The 18,128-nt window shown below is 52.7% G+C and carries 16 protein-coding genes; 12 read left to right on the top strand and 4 right to left on the bottom strand.

Annotated elements, in window-relative coordinates; genetic code table 11:
• Positions 1 to 21: 21 nt before the first annotated feature.
• Positions 22 to 732, top strand: coding sequence for a DnaD domain protein (locus tag AC3ZPD_RS04840; protein WP_490983432.1), 711 nt, complete (start codon positions 22 to 24; stop codon positions 730 to 732).
• Positions 733 to 855: 123 nt separating this feature from the next.
• Here the strand turns inward: AC3ZPD_RS04840 and AC3ZPD_RS04835 are convergent, their stop codons facing one another.
• Positions 856 to 1,872 carry an ABC transporter substrate-binding protein gene (locus tag AC3ZPD_RS04835; RefSeq protein ID WP_490983136.1) on the bottom strand — a complete coding sequence of 339 codons (1,017 nt, stop codon included), beginning with the start codon at positions 1,870 to 1,872 and terminating at the stop codon, positions 856 to 858.
• Between the two features lie 168 nt (positions 1,873 to 2,040).
• Between AC3ZPD_RS04835 and AC3ZPD_RS04830 the strand changes: the two genes are divergently transcribed.
• The 11 genes from AC3ZPD_RS04830 (at position 2,041) to AC3ZPD_RS04780 (ending at position 14,036) form a co-directional block, all read left to right on the top strand.
• Positions 2,041 to 3,222, top strand: a complete 1,182-nt coding sequence (locus AC3ZPD_RS04830) for a M20 metallopeptidase family protein (protein WP_490983135.1) — start codon at positions 2,041 to 2,043, stop codon at positions 3,220 to 3,222.
• A 143-nt stretch (positions 3,223 to 3,365) separates the two neighbouring features.
• Positions 3,366 to 3,965, top strand: coding sequence for a nitroreductase family protein (locus tag AC3ZPD_RS04825; protein WP_490983134.1), 600 nt, complete (start codon positions 3,366 to 3,368; stop codon positions 3,963 to 3,965).
• Between the two features lie 303 nt (positions 3,966 to 4,268).
• On the top strand, positions 4,269 to 5,336 hold the full coding sequence (locus AC3ZPD_RS04820; RefSeq protein ID WP_490983133.1) for a LacI family DNA-binding transcriptional regulator: 1,068 nt from the start codon (positions 4,269 to 4,271) through the stop codon (positions 5,334 to 5,336).
• Positions 5,337 to 5,476: 140 nt separating this feature from the next.
• The gene (locus AC3ZPD_RS04815; protein ID WP_490983132.1) at positions 5,477 to 6,985 is read left to right on the top strand and encodes an extracellular solute-binding protein; all 1,509 of its coding nucleotides are present in this window, start codon (positions 5,477 to 5,479) and stop codon (positions 6,983 to 6,985) included.
• 137 nt (positions 6,986 to 7,122) lie between these two features.
• Positions 7,123 to 8,001 carry an ABC transporter permease subunit gene (locus AC3ZPD_RS04810; protein ID WP_490983131.1) on the top strand — a complete coding sequence of 293 codons (879 nt, stop codon included), beginning with the start codon at positions 7,123 to 7,125 and terminating at the stop codon, positions 7,999 to 8,001.
• Positions 8,002 to 8,005: 4 nt separating this feature from the next.
• Positions 8,006 to 8,878 carry a carbohydrate ABC transporter permease gene (locus AC3ZPD_RS04805; RefSeq protein WP_490983130.1) on the top strand — a complete coding sequence of 291 codons (873 nt, stop codon included), beginning with the start codon at positions 8,006 to 8,008 and terminating at the stop codon, positions 8,876 to 8,878.
• Between the two features lie 57 nt (positions 8,879 to 8,935).
• Positions 8,936 to 10,243 carry a CehA/McbA family metallohydrolase gene (locus tag AC3ZPD_RS04800; protein ID WP_490983129.1) on the top strand — a complete coding sequence of 436 codons (1,308 nt, stop codon included), beginning with the start codon at positions 8,936 to 8,938 and terminating at the stop codon, positions 10,241 to 10,243.
• Between the two features lies 1 nt (position 10,244).
• Entirely contained in the window at positions 10,245 to 11,528 is a 1,284-nt protein-coding gene (locus AC3ZPD_RS04795; RefSeq protein ID WP_490983128.1) for an MFS transporter, read from the top strand.
• Positions 11,529 to 11,734: 206 nt separating this feature from the next.
• Positions 11,735 to 12,145: an RrF2 family transcriptional regulator gene (locus AC3ZPD_RS04790; protein ID WP_490983127.1), complete on the top strand. Its 411-nt coding sequence runs from the start codon at positions 11,735 to 11,737 to the stop codon at positions 12,143 to 12,145.
• Between the two features lie 96 nt (positions 12,146 to 12,241).
• The gene (locus AC3ZPD_RS04785; protein WP_490983126.1) at positions 12,242 to 12,886 is read left to right on the top strand and encodes an MBL fold metallo-hydrolase; all 645 of its coding nucleotides are present in this window, start codon (positions 12,242 to 12,244) and stop codon (positions 12,884 to 12,886) included.
• 28 nt (positions 12,887 to 12,914) lie between these two features.
• Positions 12,915 to 14,036: an AbrB family transcriptional regulator gene (locus tag AC3ZPD_RS04780; RefSeq protein WP_490983125.1), complete on the top strand. Its 1,122-nt coding sequence runs from the start codon at positions 12,915 to 12,917 to the stop codon at positions 14,034 to 14,036.
• A gap of 79 nt (positions 14,037 to 14,115) precedes the next feature.
• Here the strand turns inward: AC3ZPD_RS04780 and gcvPB are convergent, their stop codons facing one another.
• Genes gcvPB through gcvT form a run of 3 tightly spaced genes read right to left on the bottom strand, consistent with a single transcriptional unit; the run spans position 14,116 to position 18,068 of the window.
• Positions 14,116 to 15,594, bottom strand: coding sequence for an aminomethyl-transferring glycine dehydrogenase subunit GcvPB (gene gcvPB / locus AC3ZPD_RS04775; RefSeq protein WP_490983124.1), 1,479 nt, complete (start codon positions 15,592 to 15,594; stop codon positions 14,116 to 14,118).
• Positions 15,591 to 16,943 carry an aminomethyl-transferring glycine dehydrogenase subunit GcvPA gene (gene gcvPA / locus AC3ZPD_RS04770; protein ID WP_490983123.1) on the bottom strand — a complete coding sequence of 451 codons (1,353 nt, stop codon included), beginning with the start codon at positions 16,941 to 16,943 and terminating at the stop codon, positions 15,591 to 15,593. The genes gcvPB and gcvPA overlap by 4 nt, the downstream gene beginning before the upstream one ends.
• A 3-nt stretch (positions 16,944 to 16,946) precedes the next feature.
• Positions 16,947 to 18,068, bottom strand: coding sequence for a glycine cleavage system aminomethyltransferase GcvT (gene gcvT, locus AC3ZPD_RS04765; protein WP_490983122.1), 1,122 nt, complete (start codon positions 18,066 to 18,068; stop codon positions 16,947 to 16,949).
• Positions 18,069 to 18,128 lie beyond the last annotated feature (60 nt).

Raw genomic sequence — 18,128 nt, 5'->3', positions numbered from 1 at the left:
AAGAGGTGAGCTGAAGTGGCCATGAATGAAGGCTGGAAAGTGTGGGCGAACGGCATCGCTTACGGGATGGAAAACGGAACCGTAAATGTGCCTGCCGCATTGCTTGCCTATTATCGCCGTTTAAAGCTGAACGATATGGAGGCTATGCTGCTCATTCACCTGCTGCATTTCCGGCAAAGCCGCGGAAGCGAATTTCCGCCGCTTTCCGAAATCGAACAGGTGATGAGCGCGGCCCCCGGAACCGTAGCTTCCGCGATCCGGAAGCTGATCAAGGACGGCTGGTTGACCATTGATCCGGTGACGGATGAACAAACCGGTGTCCAATCCGAACATTATCATCTGAACGGGATGTACAAGAAATTGAGTTTATGTCTGGCGGAAAGTTTTGCCGCAGAGCGCAGGGAAACCCAGCTTTACCGCGAACAGCAGGAGGACGAGAGCTTGGCGGCGGATTCTGCCGAACGGAATTTGTTTATCGTTTTTGAGCAGGAGTTTGCCCGCCCGCTTTCGCCGATGGAATGCGAAACCATTTCAGGCTGGCTCGATCAGGACGGTTATCCGGAGGAGCTGATCCGGATGGCTTTAAAGGAAGCCGTATTCGCCGGCAAAATTCATTTCCGTTACATTGACCGGATTTTGCTGGAATGGAGCCGAAACCGGGTGCGCAGTGCTGAAGAGGCAAGAGCGTATACGCAGCGGTTTAGAGGTACGGGAAATCCGAACAGGAGTTAGTTGAATTTAAAATCAGAGGTTGTCTCAAAAGGTCTGCAAATGATCTTTTGAGACAACCTCTTTTTTTATTTGAGCCGCTTGTCTGGAGGGGGACTCCGCTAGCGCAGTCTCAATCGCGGTTTGTTAGTTGGGGAGATGGGACAGATCAACCGCTTCCTCAAATGGAACGGCAGAACTGATGGTTCCGAGGTCTTCCTGGGAAGCAACCACCGCGTCTGTACCTTCTTTTGTAATGAGCATATCGGCAGGAACACCGGTTAACCAACGCTCCAAGGCTTGTTCCAGCACATCCTCGCCGACATTTTGGTAGTTGGAAATCACTTCTTTGGCTGCAGCCTGCGGATCGTCTTCAATTTGCTGGCGGATTTGCTTGAGCGCGGCCAGAAATTGATTAAAGGCTTCGGCATGCTGGTTGACCCAATCACTTTTGGCCATGGCTACCAATCCGACATAAGGAAACTCGGGATTAAAGAGGATTCGATAATCGCCGGAAGCGATCATTTGGGAAGCGTTTGGTTCGCCGACCATGCCGGCCTTAACCTTACCGCTTTCCAGCGCGGCCAGCATAGTCGAACCGGTACCGGCGTTGACGATTTGCACATCCCTGTTCGGATCGATATTTTCCTGTTTCAGGATCAGACGCAGGCCGGTATCGGACAAGGTGCCTGTTTTGGTGACTCCGATCGCGGCTCCCTTCAGGTCAGCCACGTTTTTTAGTTGGGAATCGGTTTTGACCATCAGGTAGTAGCCCATCGTATTGTTGAAGTTCCCATAGGCCTTTACGTCCAAATGATTCGCCCGCTGTCTCAGCACATGTTCGTAGGAACCGAAGTTGACATCCAGGCTGCCGCCTACCAGGGCTTGCACGGAGTCCGTTCCGGAATCGAAGCAATTACGTTCCACCTTGAGCCCGGCTTTTTCAAATATTCCTTGATCGAGACCGATCAGCACGGGGATTTGATTAAGCCCGCCGCAGACCAGACCGACCCGTATGGTAATAGGTTTGGCCGCAGCGTTAGCCGTTTCGGTTCCTGGCTGAGCCTGATTGCCTGAATTCTCCGCACTTCCGCCGCCGTTTCCGCAAGCGGCTAGAAACAGCATGAAGACAAGAATAAAAGGATAATACGATTTTCTGATCACTTCATCATCACCTGACTTCCTTCAGTATTTAATTTAAAGCGTCAAAGCGTCAGTATAAAATACTGATAAAACCTAGCTAAATTATATGGATTAGTGTATATTTACTTTCGAGAATTTGTCAACGAAAAAAAAAGAAGGCAGCAACTGATTTCAAAGGAGGAAGAAGAGATGGTAAGAGCATGGTTTGAACGGCTGGAGAGCAGTCAGGATGAAATGATATCGTGGAGAAGACATTTGCACCGGCATCCGGAATTGTCTTTTCATGAGAAGCAAACCGTTCAATTTATTGCCGGACAGTTGCGTTCTTTTGGCATTGAACCGGAGCTGGGCGTCGGCGGCGGCGGCGTCATCGGCATGATCCGGGGGCGATTGCCCGGGAAAACGATTGCCCTGAGAGCGGATTTTGACGCTCTGCCGATTCAAGATGAGAAAGAAGGGGTATCTTATCGTTCGACGGTTGATGGGGTTATGCATGCGTGCGGACATGACGGGCACACGGCAACCTTGCTTGGCGTCGCCAAGGTTCTCGCCACAGAAGCGGAACATCTGAGGGGAAATGTGCTGCTGTTGTTTCAGCATGCCGAAGAGCTGATGCCGGGAGGCGCGCAAGCCGTTCTTGCTTCAGGAGCAATCGACCAGGCGGATGTGATTTTCGGAGCGCACCTGACTACACAGCTGCCGCTTGGAACCGTCGGACTCCGAGCAGGCGGGCATATGGCCGCTGCGGATAAGTTTGAAATCCGGGTGCAGGGAAAAGGCGGACATGGCGCAAGACCTCATCAAACAGTAGACGCACTTGTTACGGGCTCGCAAATTGTGGCTCTATTACAGCAGGTGGTCAGCCGCCGGATTGACCCGCTGCAGCCGGCAGTCCTGTCGATCGGTGAATTTCATGCCGGCACCGCTTTTAATGTAATTGCCGACTCGGCAGTCATTCATGGAACGGTCCGAACCTTTGACCCGGAGGTCCGCGAGAAGGTGAAGGAAGAGCTTGAATCGATCGTAAAGGGGGTTTGCCTGTCCGCCCATGCGGAATACGAACTTATCTATACCAAAGGTTACCCGCCGCTGATTAACCACGAAGAAGAAGTGGCTGCCCTTCATCGGGCAGTTGCCGAGCATTTGCCCGAGCTCCACGTGGAAGAAACCAAACCGAAAATGAGCGCTGAAGATTTCGCTTATTATTTGCAAGCCAAGCCGGGAGCTTTTTACAATATTGGTGCGAGAACCGACGATCCGGCGACTCATTATACGAATCACCATCCCCGGTTCGACTTTGACGAGCAGGCGCTGCTGGTGTCTGGAAAAGTTTTTTTAAGCCTGGTCGATTATTATCTGCTGAAAGACTAACGAAAAGCTTAAATTGGATTGAATCTAAAAAATAAAGGTTGACTTTCAGGTCTTTACTATAATATATTTAATTACGAAAAGTAATTAACAATGATTTTTTTATTCGTGTTTATTAACCAAATCCAAGGAGGAGTCTAAAGAAGATGAGCAAAATTTTAGAAGCTTTGAAAACGAGACGTTCCTATTACGGTATCAGCAATGAATCCCCAATCAGTGATGATCAAATTGTAGAAATTGTTCAAGAGGCTGTTAAACATACGCCTACTTCTTTTAATTCTCAAACTTCCCGTGCAGTAGTGCTGATCGGAGAACAGCATCACAAACTGTGGAACATCACCAAAGAAGAACTCCGCAAGATCAGCAAAAGCGAAGAAGCTTTCGTCAGCACTTCCGAAAAAATGGCTTCGTTCTATAACGGCTATGGAACCGTTTTGTTTTTTGAAGACGAACAAGTGATCAAAGGTTTGCAGGAGCAGTTTGCAGCCTATGCCGACAACTTCCCGATTTGGGCCAACCAGTCGAGCGGCATGCTTCAGCTGGTTGTCTGGTCGGCTTTGGAAGAAGCCGGTCTGGGTGCATCCCTGCAGCACTATAACCCGCTGATCGACCAAGAGGTTCAATCCGCTTGGAACATTCCGTCCCATTGGAAGCTGGTTGCCCAAATGCCTTTTGGCAAACCTACCATGCAGCCTGGGGAGAAACAATACCAGCCGGTTGAAGACCGAGTGAAAGTATTTAAATAATAAACCAGAATATATTTTATTAGATTTAGAGGTTTAGAGGACCTAAAGCGATGATGCGCTTTGGGTCTTCTTTTTTTTGTGGAAATTGAAGATGAAGTTCAGACAAGATATGGGAAATATTAAACCGGTTTAACGAACAAAAGTTCGATATATTGAAGGTTTTGGGAAGGATTTTAAGCTGAATTAATCTTTTTACTGGATTGAAGGTACGTTTTTACATAAAAGTTGAAGAATGAAAAAACGATTCTTACAAAACCGGTTTAATATAAATTTCGTACTAGTACAACTGAAAGGAAGATTAGCGTGGCAACGATAGAAGATGTGGCCAAAGCGGCCGGCGTTTCCAAAGGGACGGTTTCCAACGTATTCAGCAAAAAACGTCCCATCAGCAAAGAAGTTTCCGAGCAGGTCATGAAAGTGGCCAAAGAGCTGAACTACAGGCCAAATTATTGGGCGCGGAGCCTGGTGAACAAAACAACCCGGATCATCGGCTTGAATATGAGAGGCGAAAAGCTGAAGCTAAGCCAGTTTCAATATTCGCTGCTGAATGGCGTTATGCCGGTTTGTTATGAGCGGGGTTACCGGCTGCTGCTTAATACGTTGTCGCCGAATTATTTAAACCAGGTAGAGCATATGACGTCCGACCCGGTCGACGGGGAAATTATTTTGGACGCCGTGATCGGAGATAGCCGGATTGAAGACCGTCTGCAGCGGAATGTACCGGTTGTCGTCATCGGGCGGCCTTCCGGAGAAGACGAGGCACGTGTATCTTACGTCAATAACGACAACATCGGTATCGCGGCAAAAGTGACCCACTATCTGATGTCGCTCGGACACACGCAGATTTTGTTTCTGAACGGTCAAGAAAACCGGACTGTGACCGTGGACCGGGATGCCGGTTACGTTCAGGCTTTTGCCGAACAAGGCCTTAATCCTCCTGCGGACATGATTGTCCATCATGACCCTTCGAAGGCGACAACTTCTTTGACTTATGGTTATGAAACGGCATTAAAACGCCTGAAGGAAAATCCAAACCTTACAGCGGTGCTGACGGATACGGAATCCATAGCGCTGGGCGTATACAGAGCAGCTGCCGAGTTGAATTTGCAAATACCGGAACAGCTATCCGTATTGTGTTTCGGTTATGACGGAACTTTGGCCCAGGAATTTAACCCGCCGCTGACAGGCGTCCATCTTCATGCGGATAAGCTGGGTGCCGAAGCGATTCTGCTGCTGTTGGAACAGTTGAATTCGGCGGACAAGCTTGCCAAACGCACGATCATTCCTGCCGATCTTGTCGTACGGGGTTCCTGTGCGAATCCAAAACCGGAGGCAGAGAAACCGGACGAAACGATCAGCGAAGACATTTAAGCAGCAAAGCCCAAACAAGCAAGTCAAGCCCAAGCCAAACCAAGCCATGGATTACATGGACCATATGAATCAGAGGGGCTACATAAACCTCTACAAGATTCGGATCATTTTTTGAGGCACATAACAAGGAGGATCTAAAAGTGAATTTCAAGCTGAAAATGAATGCGGCATCCAAACAAATCAAACGCAAAGGCCGTTCCAGAATTACCCTGCTCCTCTCATTGCTTACCATGGGTTCCCTGCTATTGTCCGCCTGCGGCACGCCTTCTTCCAACGCTTCCAATGCTTCTTCTGCCTCCGGCAACGGCGGTTCGGCTGCCGCTTCGAACACGGAAACCTCTTCCGCTCCTGCAGGGGACATGAAGCTGCGTATCCTTTCGAGCAACGTCGGCGGGAAAACGCCTGAGGAAATGAAGAAATTCGAAGAGGAAATTAAACGGCTGACCGGCATTGACGTCACTATTGAGAAGCCGGCGAGCGATTATGACCAGAAGGTGCTGACGGCGCTGGGCTCGGGCGAGAAATACGACCTGATCGAAGGCAGTGATCTCGGCAAGCTGAACACGTTTATCGACCAAGGCGTGACCACGGATTTGACCGATTTTGTCCAAGGTTCCAAGGAGCTGTCTGATCCCACCGTCGTACCGACCGCAGAATGGGATCAATTAAAGGGCAAAGACGGCCACATTTATGCCGTGTTCAGCAAATTCCAGGGTGGCACGATGCCGATCTTGCGCAAGGACTGGCTGGACAAGCTGCATCTGCAGGAGCCTAAAACGCTGGATGACTATTACAACGTGCTGAAAGCTTTTACCGAAGAGGACCCAGACGGAAACGGCAAAAAAGATACCTACGGCCTATCCACTTCCGGTCTCTACGATATTCAAGGATTTATGTCTGCTGCGGGCCTGAAATACCGCTACGTGATCCAGGACGGCAAACGGACGATTCCTTATGCGTCGGATGCGGCGATCCCGATGTACGAATGGTTTGCCAAACTTACGAAGGAAGGCATCCTCGACCCTAACTTTGTCACCAACGATACCGCCAAAATGCGCAACCTTTTCCTGACGGACCGCGTTGGCATGATCACTTATTGGGACGCCTGGGTCGGCATGCTGAACAGTACGCGCAAAGATGAAGATCCGAATACGCCGTTCCTGGCTGAAGGGATTGCCGGTGCGGAAGGACCGGACGGCAAAATCATGCTCAGACGCGGAGATCCCGACTACTGGATGGTGCCGGCCAACGCGGAACATGTGGAGGCCGCCGAGAAATTCCTGGAATTCTGGCATTCGGAGCCGGGCATCATCTTGGGCAGTCTTGGCATCGAAGGCGAAGACTACACGAAAGACAACGGAACTTATACGCTGACCGAAACGGGAAAAGAGCACAACATGGATCACGGAGTTCCATTCTGGTACAACGAAAACGTCAAAGCCCCGTTCGGCAAGCTGCCGGGCGTTCAAGAAGCCCAGGATCTGGTTAAGCAGTACGCGACCCTGGAAGTGTCCCTCCCGGAATGGAGCGATGCAGAGAAAATCGTGACCAATTACGCGCTAAAAGCGATGTCCGGCAGCATGCCGGCTGCCGATGCCGTCAAGCAGATGCAGAAAGAACTTAAGGCAGCTAATTTGATCGACGAATAAACGGAATAGAAAGCGACTTGTGCAAACGCGATTAGGCAGACCGCAGAACAGGGGCGGGGGCTGTGGAGGTTATCCTCCAAGCTGAGCCCCTCTTTCTGCCATTCGTTTTAGCTGCCGAATAAAGGATGTGAGAGATTGTGCTGAAAACATGGCGTAAATACGGAGCGCTTTATTTGATGATGGTCCCGGTGATCGCCTACTTTGCGCTTTACGGCTATTACCCGCTGGCCAGAGGTTTACAGATCAGCTTCCAGGATTACCGGTTAATCGGAAACCGGCCGTATATCGGCTTTGATAACTATGCGACGGTTTGGCATGATCCGAACTTCTGGAAATCGCTGACCAATACGTTTGTCATTGGCGGAGGTTCGCTCGTTTGCGGGTTTTTGGCTCCGCTGATCATTGCTTTGTCCTTAAATGAAGTGCTCCGGTCGTGGTTCAAGAAAACCGCGCAGATGATTTTATACGTTCCGCATTTGTTATCCTGGGTTGTCGTCGGCGGCATGTGGATCTATTTGCTATCGCCGGACACCGGCCTGGTCAACCTGCTGCAGCAGCGGGTGCTGGACATTCCTCCCGTCCATTATTTGGCCGAATCGGCCTGGGCGAGAACCGTGATGATTCTGGTTGCGACCTGGAAGGATATGGGGTATAACTGCATTTTATTTTTGGCGGGGATTGTAGCCATCAACCCCTCCTTGTACGAAGCGGCGAAGCTGGACGGCGCCACAAGATGGCAGCAGGTCCGGTATGTCACGCTGCCGCAGCTCCAGGGCACGATGAAAGTGGTTTTTTTGCTGAACACGCTTGGGGTGCTCCGCATTTTCGATCAGGTGTTTGTGCTGCGGAACAATTCGACGGCCCCGGATGTAGATGTGCTCATGTATTACACGTACCAGAAGGGCATTCTCGACTTTCATGTCGGCGTCGCGGCGGCGGGCAGCATGCTGGTTCTTGTCTTTACGCTGATTTTGACGCTGGTTGTAAGAAAATTAACCAGATTTGACGAGGTGTGAATAGATGGGGATAGAACGATTTGAACGGGCAGGCTGGGGAAACCGGCTGTTTGACGCCATCAACCTGCTATTTCTGCTGCTGCTGATGCTCACCATGATCATCCCATTCCTGAACGTTGTTTCCTTATCCTTGTCGTCAGGGGGTGCTTCCATGCAGCCCGACATTATATTGCTGCCCAAGGATTTCAGCTTTGAAGGTTACAAAATCATCTGGACAAGCCTGGATTTATGGCGGCCGTTTGCAAACAGCATTACCGTAACGGTAACGGGAACGCTGCTGCACGTGCTGTTGTCCTCGCTGGCCGGTTATGTACTGGTCCATCCTTATGTCCCGGGGAAAAAGCTGATGATCACCTTCATCCTGATTACGATGATGATTCCGCAGGAAGCGGTGCTTATTCCTTTGTACGTCGTCAACAAGGACCTGCATCTGATCAACACGCTCAGCGTGCTGGTTTTGTCGGGTCTGGTGTCCGGGTTCTCCATTCTCCTTATGCGGAATTTCTTTCTCAGCATTCCGTATGAAATCGCCGAATCCGCCAAAATCGACGGGGCCGGGGAATTCTGGGTTTTTGGCGCCATTTATATACGGCTTGCGACGGCCGGCTTGGCCACCGTTACCCTATTCGAGTTCGTAAGGCGCTGGAACATGTTTACAGAGCCCTTGATTTTTATCAATGACGGGACGAAATACACCCTGCAGCTGGCCCTGAAATCCATGATCGTGGATACCAGCGCCACTTCAAGCACTTATATGGTGACGACCAACGTAAAAATGGCAGGCATTATCATCGCGATTTTGCCGTTGATTGTGATTTATCCTTTTGTACAGCGGTTTTTCATGAAAGGGATTTTGCTCGGCGCAAGCAAAGAATAGGCAATAGGGCAGGGACAGCAACGGGAATAGCAGTTTATCGGAGAGGAAGTCATAAAGATGGAGGCACTGGAAAAGAATCGGACAGCTCCGTTTACGGTAAGGATGGAACAGGAGCTTTATATTTCACGCGATATGGAAAAAAAATATCCCGAGATCGCCTTTCAGGTTCCGGATCATGTGGAAAAAATAGAAGTCAGCTATCGTTATGCCAAAAACGAGCAGACAGTGGTGGATATCGGCCTGCGTTCGCCTGAACGTTTGATCGGCTGGAGCGGCGGGGCCAGGGAGCGTTTCTTCGTCGGTTTGGAGAAAGCCACTCCCGGATATCTGGCGGGTCCCTTGCAGTCGGGGGAATGGGCCGTCCTGCTTGGCGCTTACCGGATTCCGCAAGAAGGCTGCCGGGTAAGCGTAGAAATCGTTTTAACGCTCAAGCATGAACGCTGGCTGAAAGGCGATCTCCATGCCCATACCCGGCACAGCGACGGCAGCTACACACCTGAGCAGGGCATGGAGCTCAGCCTCAGGAAAGGGCTCGATTATTTAGCTTTGACGGATCATAATACGGCTTCGCAAAATCGTTTTGCCCATACGGGGCATGAAGAGCTGCTGCTGATTCCGGGCGTAGAGCTGACCAGCTACAAAGGGCATGCCAATTTGCTCGGACATCCGGACAGCCTGGAAGACTTCCGGGTGCTTACCCGCGAGCAGGCGGCTGCCGAGCTGGGGAAAGCGCGGGTAAAAGGCGCGTTGGTTTCGCTGAACCATCCGTTTGATGACAACTGTCCCTGGGAATTCGGGTTTGACGTTCCTTATGACGCCGTTGAGGTCTGGAACGGGCCTTGGCGGGAACTGAACGAAACGGCGGTCAGATGGTGGCAGGAGCAGCTCGCTAAGGGGAAAAAAATCGTGGCGGTCGGCGGCAGCGATGTGCACCGCACGGAGCCTTATATCAGCCACGGAACACCAACCGCCTACGTGCTGGCCGGCTCCGAAACGGCAGGGGCTGTAATAGAAGGGATCCGCAGGGGCGCGGTAGTGCTTTCCATGGACGCAAATGAAACGTTTATGGATATCAGGGCGGGACAAACCCGGATCGGGGGGACTTTTTCCGCTGCTGAGGGTGAAAAGGTAACCCTTGAAATTCAAATACGCGGAGCTGCGCAGGATCGCATTGCGTTATGGTCGGACCGGGGGCTGGAGCAGGAGTGGAACGTGGAGCACAAACAGGATACCGTGCTGGAATTGCCCGGCGACCGTTTGTTTTATAGATTGGAAGCCCGCCGGTTCCTGCAGGAACATAACGTCGAGGTTGTGAGCTGCCTTACGAATCCTATCTATCTGGTCCGGCAAGGGGAACACTCCTGACGTGAACGTTTTGCAAGCCAAATCCGGGCATCGCCGCCGCGCTCTTCCCCGTTCAGCCAGGCTCCTGCTGGCGGTGAATGCCTGCAATGCGCTGGGAACCAGCCTGTCGAGCATTTTTATTAACGTCTATTGGTACAAGCTGACGCAGGATATGTCCCAAACGCTTCTTTTTAACCTGATTACTTATTTGGCGTGGCTGCCTGCGTTTGCGACTGCGGGTTGGCTCAGCAAAAAAGCCAGCCGCACTAAAGCTTTATGGATCGGAAGCGCGGTCCAGGTTCTTTTTTACATCAGTGTGTTGGGCCTGGGCACCGAGTCGTCCAAATGGCTGGTCGCTTTGGGCATTCTAAACGGAATTGGACAGGGCTTCTACTGGATGTCAGTGAATGTGCTCAGCGTGGATGTCACGAGTCCGGACAACCGGGACTGGTTTAACGGGATCAACGGAATCGCGGGAGCGGTTTCCGGAGTGATCGGCCCGCTGGTTGCGGGAACGATGGTAGGCGTTATGCCGCAGATGGCCGGTTATACGGTCGTGTTTATGCTCAGTTTTGCCTGCTTTCTGGTTTCGCTGCTGACGGCGCTGCTGCTGCCCAAAGACCGGCCGGAAGGCGCATTTGATTGGCGAAGACTGTTTAAAACACTGAAAAACAAAGAATGGCGTTCGCTCAGCTTTGCTTTTGTCGGCACGGCTTTCCGCGACGGAGTGCTGTCGGTTGCCGTCTGGCTGTGGTTGTATATCGCTACGGGCAGCGAAAGCTCCACGGGGCAATATGCTTTTTTGACTACGCTGTTATCGGTTGCGGGCTTCTATTTGGCCGGACGTTTCGGCAAGGAACGGCTGCGCTGGAGGTTTATGGTGTTTGGCGCCGTTCTGATCACTGTATCCATGCTGGGCATTACGCTGCTCACCGCCTGGAGCCTGATTTTGTATGCGGTTGTCAGCGCGGCCTGCCGTCCGTTTTTTGACGCGCCGTTTAATACGACGACCTTTAACGCCATCAGCCGGCTTGATCGGAACGGAACGACACGCATTGAGCTGGTAGTCTGGAGGGAAACGGCGCTTAGCGTAGGCCGGATCTCCAGCGTTGCTTTGCTTTACGGGATTTACCATACGCAGGCCGCACATATGGAGATGCAATTAAATTTGTTTCTGGGAGCCATGATGGTTATGGGCCTTCTACCGCTGTATTTTATCCGCCAGTCGTTTCTCGCGGTCCGGAAAAAAGAGACTGTACCGGCATTCCCTTTGCCACTGGACAAAAAAGAAGAGGAATCCGCTTAAGGCCGCGATGAAGCCTTCGGCAGCAAGCCGGATTCCTGCAAATAGCAAAACAGGATCAGCGGTGCAGATAGGTTTTCTCTGCTGATTTTGGCATAACCAGACAGCCGGGAAAACGCCCGGCTGTTTTTTCACCCCTATATCATTGATTACATATATAAATTGTGCTATAATTTGCACATATTAATACCGGAGAAGGAGGTATGGGTATGGCGCAGGTAAAACGGCTCGGCTTCGGCCTGCAGGCGCTTCGTTTACTGGCGATGGCAAACCGTTTTATGACCAGCGCGGAAATCGCTGAAAGTTTGGGCTGCGAACCTACCGCTTTGCGGAAAGTGATGGCCCAGCTGGCCGAATGCAAGCTGCTGGAAGTGCGGCAGGGACGAACCGGCGGATACAAGCTCGGCCGAAGTCCCGAACAAATCCCTTTATCGAAGGTTTACGAGGCGGTAAGGGATGATGAAGCGGAATGGCAGGGCATGCTGGACACGGTGCATGGCAGCGCGGAGGGAAACAAGGTTCAAACGACGTTCCGCCGGATTTTGAAGGATATTAACGGGGTACTGGAAAAGACGCTCGGCAATTATACGATAGCGGATCTGCTTGAGGATGACGCATAGGGGATGCCGGATCTGAAAATGTGCATTTTTTTGCACACTAAATGTTCACTTAAATCAGGACCACATTTTGAAGCGAATTAACAGGGAGGATGTATAATGATCATCAAATGGTTTGGACAATCCAGTTATTTGATTACTGCGGAGTCAGGCCTTAAAGTGCTGATTGACCCTCTGGGCAAAATGCTCGGCTACCGGATGCCGCGGCTCACGGCCGACATTGTAGCGGTTACGCATGACCACCGCGATCACAATCAGGTTCAGATCGTTGACGGGGACTACGTGCTGGTCAATGAAGCGAAAGCTTATGAGATCCAAGGAATTAAGATCAAAGGAATCAAAACCTTCCACGACAATGTGGGCGGAGCCAAGCGGGGAGACAATATCGTATTTGTGTTTGAGATCGACGGATTAACAATCGCCCATTGCGGCGACCTCGGTCATCTGCTCAGCGAGGAACAGGTGCGTGCCATCGGTCCCGTCGATATTATGATGGTGCCGGTCGGCGGGAAAATGACGCTGGACGGCCAAGGCGCTTACGCCGTTGTCGAACAATTGAAGCCGTCTTTAGCCATTCCGATGCATTACCGGACGAAAGCGCTTGGACTGCCCGGGGTTTTCTTTTTTGAAAAAGCGGATAAATTTTTGAATTTGGTCGGTTCCGTGCGGCATGAGCGGGAGCTGAGCGTTGAGCCGCACGCCTTGCAGAGCGGGGTGACGGCCGTAACGCTGGAATATAAATAAAGCTGATGGCTTAAAAGGAGTTTGGAGCATGAAAACATCGACCCTGCAAACCTGGAGGCTGCCGGGGCAGCTGCTGACTTTGGCCACGGCGCTTCTAGGCGGATTTTTGTTTCAATGGGCGGGCCTGCCGATTCCCTGGCTGCTCGGTCCCATGATAGCCGTATTGATCGGATCTTTGATCTTCAAAAAAAAGTATGCCTGGTCCGGTAAAACCCGGAATGGAGGCATGATTCTGGTGGGCTATACCATCGGCTTGTCCTTAACGGGGACGGCGCTGAAATCGATGTCCCACCAGCTTCCGTCCATGGCGGCGATGACGGCGCTGCTGCTGCTCATGTGCGCGGGCTTCGCATACTTGATTTCGAAATTATCGGGCATTGATTTTATTACCCTGCTGATGGGCAGCATTCCCGGCGGATTAACGCAGGTGATTATGCTGGCGGAAGAAACGGAAGGGGCCGATATCACGATTGTCACCGTATATCAGGTGATTCGGCTGATGATGATCATCATCCTGGTGCCGCTGCTGATCTTCAGTCCTTTGTTTGGGTACCAGCATTCGGGCAGCGTGCAGAGCGAAGACGCACAGCAGGCCGCCGTGGCTGCAGCACAGGGCCCGGGCATTACCTGGGAGCTGCTTGTTTTTCTAGCTGTGGCAGCTGTATTCGGTCTGCTTGCAAATCGGATCAAATTCCCGACCGCCTTTCTGCTGGGTCCGGCGATTTCAACGGCGGTATTTCAGGGAGTTTGGCATACAGGGCCTTCTTTGCCCAATGTGCTTGTCGATGCCGCCCAATTGGTCATCGGCGCGAATGTAGGTCTGATGTTGAAACCCGGCGCGCTGCAGAACAAAATCAAAACCTTTGCCTGCGCGCTGCTGAGCGGGGTTTTACTGATCGCGGGCGCTTTTATATTCGCTTTGATCCTGAAATGGACGGAGTCGCTTTCGATGGCGACCGCCCTGCTCAGCATGGCTCCGGGCGGGATGGATCAAATGAGTATCATGGCGCATGAAATCAATGCCGAGCTTTCGGTGGTGGCCGGGTACCAGCTGTTCCGGACCTTCTTTATCTTCTTGGCGGTACCGCCGTTGTTCCGGCTGTTTTACAAGTATTACAGCGGTCGCAAAGCGGCTTCGGAGCAAGCTTAGCTTTTCTTGGCTTTAAAAAAAGAACAGCCCCCGTTTGGCTCAGGCATAACCTGACCGGGCGGGGGCTGTTTGTTTTTCCTTAACTGCAGGCGCAATTCAGAACCGGTTTGCGGGCTGCGCCGGTTTCATCCAGCCGGGTTACCGGCGTAGTGTAAGGCGCGTTCAGCAGCAGCTCCGGATATTCTTTCGCCTCCTGGGCGATTTGGATCATCGTATCGATGAAATCGTCCAGCGTTTCTTTGCTTTCGGTTTCGGTCGGCTCGATCATGATGCATTCTTCCACGTTCAGCGGGAAGTAGATGGTAGGCGGATGGTAGCCGAAATCGAGCAGCCGTTTGGCAACATCGAGCGTATGGATGCCGTAGGGCTTAAGACCGCTGCCGGACATGACGAATTCGTGTTTGCAGATCCGGTCATACGGCATTTCAAAATAAGGCGCCAATCTTGCCCGCATGTAGTTGGCGTTCAGTACGGCATGTTCGGATACGGTTCGCAGGCCTTCCGGACCGTAAGTATGGATGTAGGCGTAAGCGCGGACGAGAATGCCGAAGTTGCCGTAATAGGCTTTTACGCGGCCGATCGAGCGGTCCTGCTTTTCGCTGAAGGCGAAGGAGCCGTCTTCGTTTTTCACGACAATAGGTCCCGGCAGGTAAGGGAGCAGGATGTTTTTTACGCCAACAGGACCCGCGCCGGGGCCTCCGCCGCCGTGAGGGGTGCTCATCGTTTTGTGCAGGTTCAAGTGCACAACGTCAAAGCCCATGTCGCCAGGGCGGGTGATGCCCATGATGGCATTGGAGTTGGCGCCGTCATAATAGACCAGACCGCCCGCCTCATGCACGATTTCGGCGATTTCTACGATTTGTTCCTCAAACAAGCCAAGCGTGTTCGGATTCGTCAGCATTAAAGCGGCCGTATCTTCGCCAACCGCCCCCCGCAGGGCATCCAGATCCACGAGTCCGTTTGCTTTGGAAGGAATCGTGACGGTCTGGAAACCGGCAACGGAAGCGCTGGCCGGGTTGGTTCCGTGCGAGGAGTCAGGCACGATCACCTTCACGCGGTTGTGCTCGCCGCGTTCCTCATGGTAGGCGCGGATCATCATCAGTCCCGTCCATTCGCCATGGGCGCCGGCCGCAGGCTGCAGGGTAACGGCGTCCATGCCGGTCAGCCCGGCCAGGTCGTTTTGCAGCGTGTGCATCAGCTCAAGCGCGCCCTGTACGCTTTCTTCCGGCTGATAGGGATGAATTTTGGCAAAGCCGGCGTAACGGGCTACGTCTTCGTTGATTTTCGGATTGTATTTCATCGTGCAGGAGCCCAGCGGATAGAAACCGTTATCCACGCCGAAGTTGCGGCGGGACAATTCCGTATAGTGGCGAATCACGTCCACTTCGTAAATCTCGGGCAAAGCGGCTTCTTCCTTGCGCAGGAACTGCGCCGGAATCAGCTCCTCCACAGGCTGGACCGGCACGTCGATTTCCGGCAGGGAATAAGCGACACGGCCCGGGGTGCTCAGTTCAAAGATCAGCGCTTTATCTTTCAAGTCTTTGGTGCTTACGCTCATAGGGATCCCTCCAGAATAACCGAAAACCGGTCGATTTCTTCTTTGCTGCGGCGTTCCGTAACGGCAATCAGCATATGGCCTGCAAGTTCCGGATACGTTTTGCCGAGATCATAACCGCCAATATAACCTTCCGCCAGCAGTTTGCTTTGCAGGGCAGCCATGTCCGTGCCTTCCGGCAGCTTGATCACAAATTCATTAAAGGTAGGCGAAGAGAAGGCGACAGTCACGCCTTTTACGGCAGCCAGTTTTTGTTTGGCATAATGGCTTTTTTGCAGGTTGAGCCGGGACACCTCCTTAAGCCCCTGTCTGCCCATCAGCGACAGATAAACGGAAGCGCACAGCGCCAGCAGCGCCTGATTGGAGCAGATGTTGGACGTTGCTTTCTCGCGGCGGATATGCTGCTCGCGGGCCTGCAGCGTCAGTACGAAACCACGTTTGCCGTTCCGGTCGGTCGTCTGGCCGACGATCCGGCCCGGCATGCGGCGCATATGCGCTTCGGATACGGCAAAAAATCCGCACGTAGGGCCGCCGTAGGAACCGGAGATTCCGAGCGGCTGGGCGTCGCCGATCACGATGTCGGCGCCTTGTCTGCCCGGCGCTTCGATCAGTCCGAGCGCCAGCGGGTTGGTGCTGACGATCAGCAGCGCTTTGCTTGCATGGGCCAGCTCTCCAAATGCCTGTACGTCTTCAACAGCTCCGAAGAAATTCGGGCTCTGCACGATCACGGCGGCCGTATCCGGCGTTACCGCCTGAGCCAGCGCGTCGGCATCGGTCACGCCGCCCAAGGTGCCGACTTCGACGATTTCCAGATTGAGGCCGTGGGCGTAGGTGTCAAGAACACCGCGGGCTTCCGGATGAACGGCCCGGGATACAACGATCCGTTTACGGCGTGTTGCGCTCGCTGCCAGGTTCGCGGCTTCCGCGAGTGCGGTCGCCCCGTCGTACATACTCGCATTGGCAACTGCCATGCCGGTCAATTCGCAAATGTAAGACTGAAATTCAAAAATGGCCTGCAGCTCGCCTTGGCTGATTTCCGGCTGATAAGGGGTATAGGCCGTATAAAATTCCGAACGGGATACGACGTGATTAATGACGGAAGGTACGTGATGATCGTAAATGCCTGCGCCAAGGAAACTGACGTAACGGTCGCTGTCGGCGTTTTTGCCGGCCAGCGCGCCCATATGGCGGGTCAGGGCGTATTCATCCAGACGGGAGGATATCGGCAGCTCGCCTTTGAAGCGAATGCTGGCAGGAATGTCGGCGAACAGATCTTCCACGGATTCTACGCCGATCGTGGCCAGCATTTCCTTTTTGTTGTCTTCGGTAATCGGCAGATAACGGTGTTTCATGGATTATTCAGCTCCTTTGGCGGGCTTTGCGGTTTTTTTGTAAAATGGAGCCTTCACGACTTCGGCTTTCAGCTTTTTGCCGCGAATCTCGACTTCGATGACGGTGCCGATGGCGGCGTATTTGCTGTCCACCAGCGCGAGCCCCAAATTGCGTTTCAAAGAAGGCGATTGGGTGCCTGTGGTGACTTCCCCGATCTTCACGCCGTCTCCGTAAACGAGGTAGTGGGAACGGGGAATCCCGCGGTCGATCATCTCGATGCCGACCAGCTTGCGCGGCAGGCCGGCCGCTTTTTGCGCTTCCAAAGCGCTGCGCCCGATAAAATCGCCTTTGTCCCATTTCACGAAAAAACCTACGCCGGCTTCCAGCGGCGAAATCGTCGCGGACAGCTCCTGTCCGTACAGAGGCAGCTTGGCTTCGAAACGCAGCGTGTCGCGTGCGCCGAGTCCGGCAGGTATTAGACCGTGCGGCGCACCCGCAGCCAGCAGCCCTTTCCAGATGGCCGGGGCCTGTTCAGCTGGCGCATAAACTTCAAATCCGTCTTCTCCGGTATAACCGGTACGGGAGAGAATCGCTTTGGCGCCAAACAATTCAACATCGGCGGCAAACGTAAAGGAGGAGAGTCCGGCAGCCGCCGTAATGCCGGCTTCGGTCAGAATTTGTTCGGCTAACGGTCCCTGCAGGGCAATCAGCGCGGTTTCAGAGGAAATGTCGGTCATCTGCACCTGCTCGGGCTGGTGATCGCGCAGCCAGTTCCAATCCTTTTGGATATTGGAGGCGTTGACGACCAGCATGTAACGATTTTCCGAGAGGTAATACACAAGCAGGTCATCCACCACGCCGCCGTCCGGGTAACACATCAGCGTATATTGGGCGGCGCCGGGTTTCAATACGGAGACGTCGTTAGTCAGCGTGTTTTGCAGAAAAGCAAGCGCGCCTTTGCCTTCGACAAGAAACTCGCCCATGTGGGAAACGTCAAACAGGCCGGCTTGCTGGCGAACGGCATCATGTTCTTTCTGGATGCCTTCGAATTGAACCGGCAGCTCCCAGCCGCCAAAATCGATGCATCGGGCGCCGGAAAAATCGGCATAACAGGGGAAAAGCGGTGTTCTCAACAATTCTGACATTTTCTCACCTCATGAATGCTTATTCAAATTTTAAGGCAGCACAAAAAGGACAGGCCCAAG

The organism is Paenibacillus mobilis, from assembly GCF_058267595.1.
The sequence above is the reverse complement of the archived record's forward strand: the minus strand, read 5'-3'. Positions and strand labels throughout refer to the sequence as shown.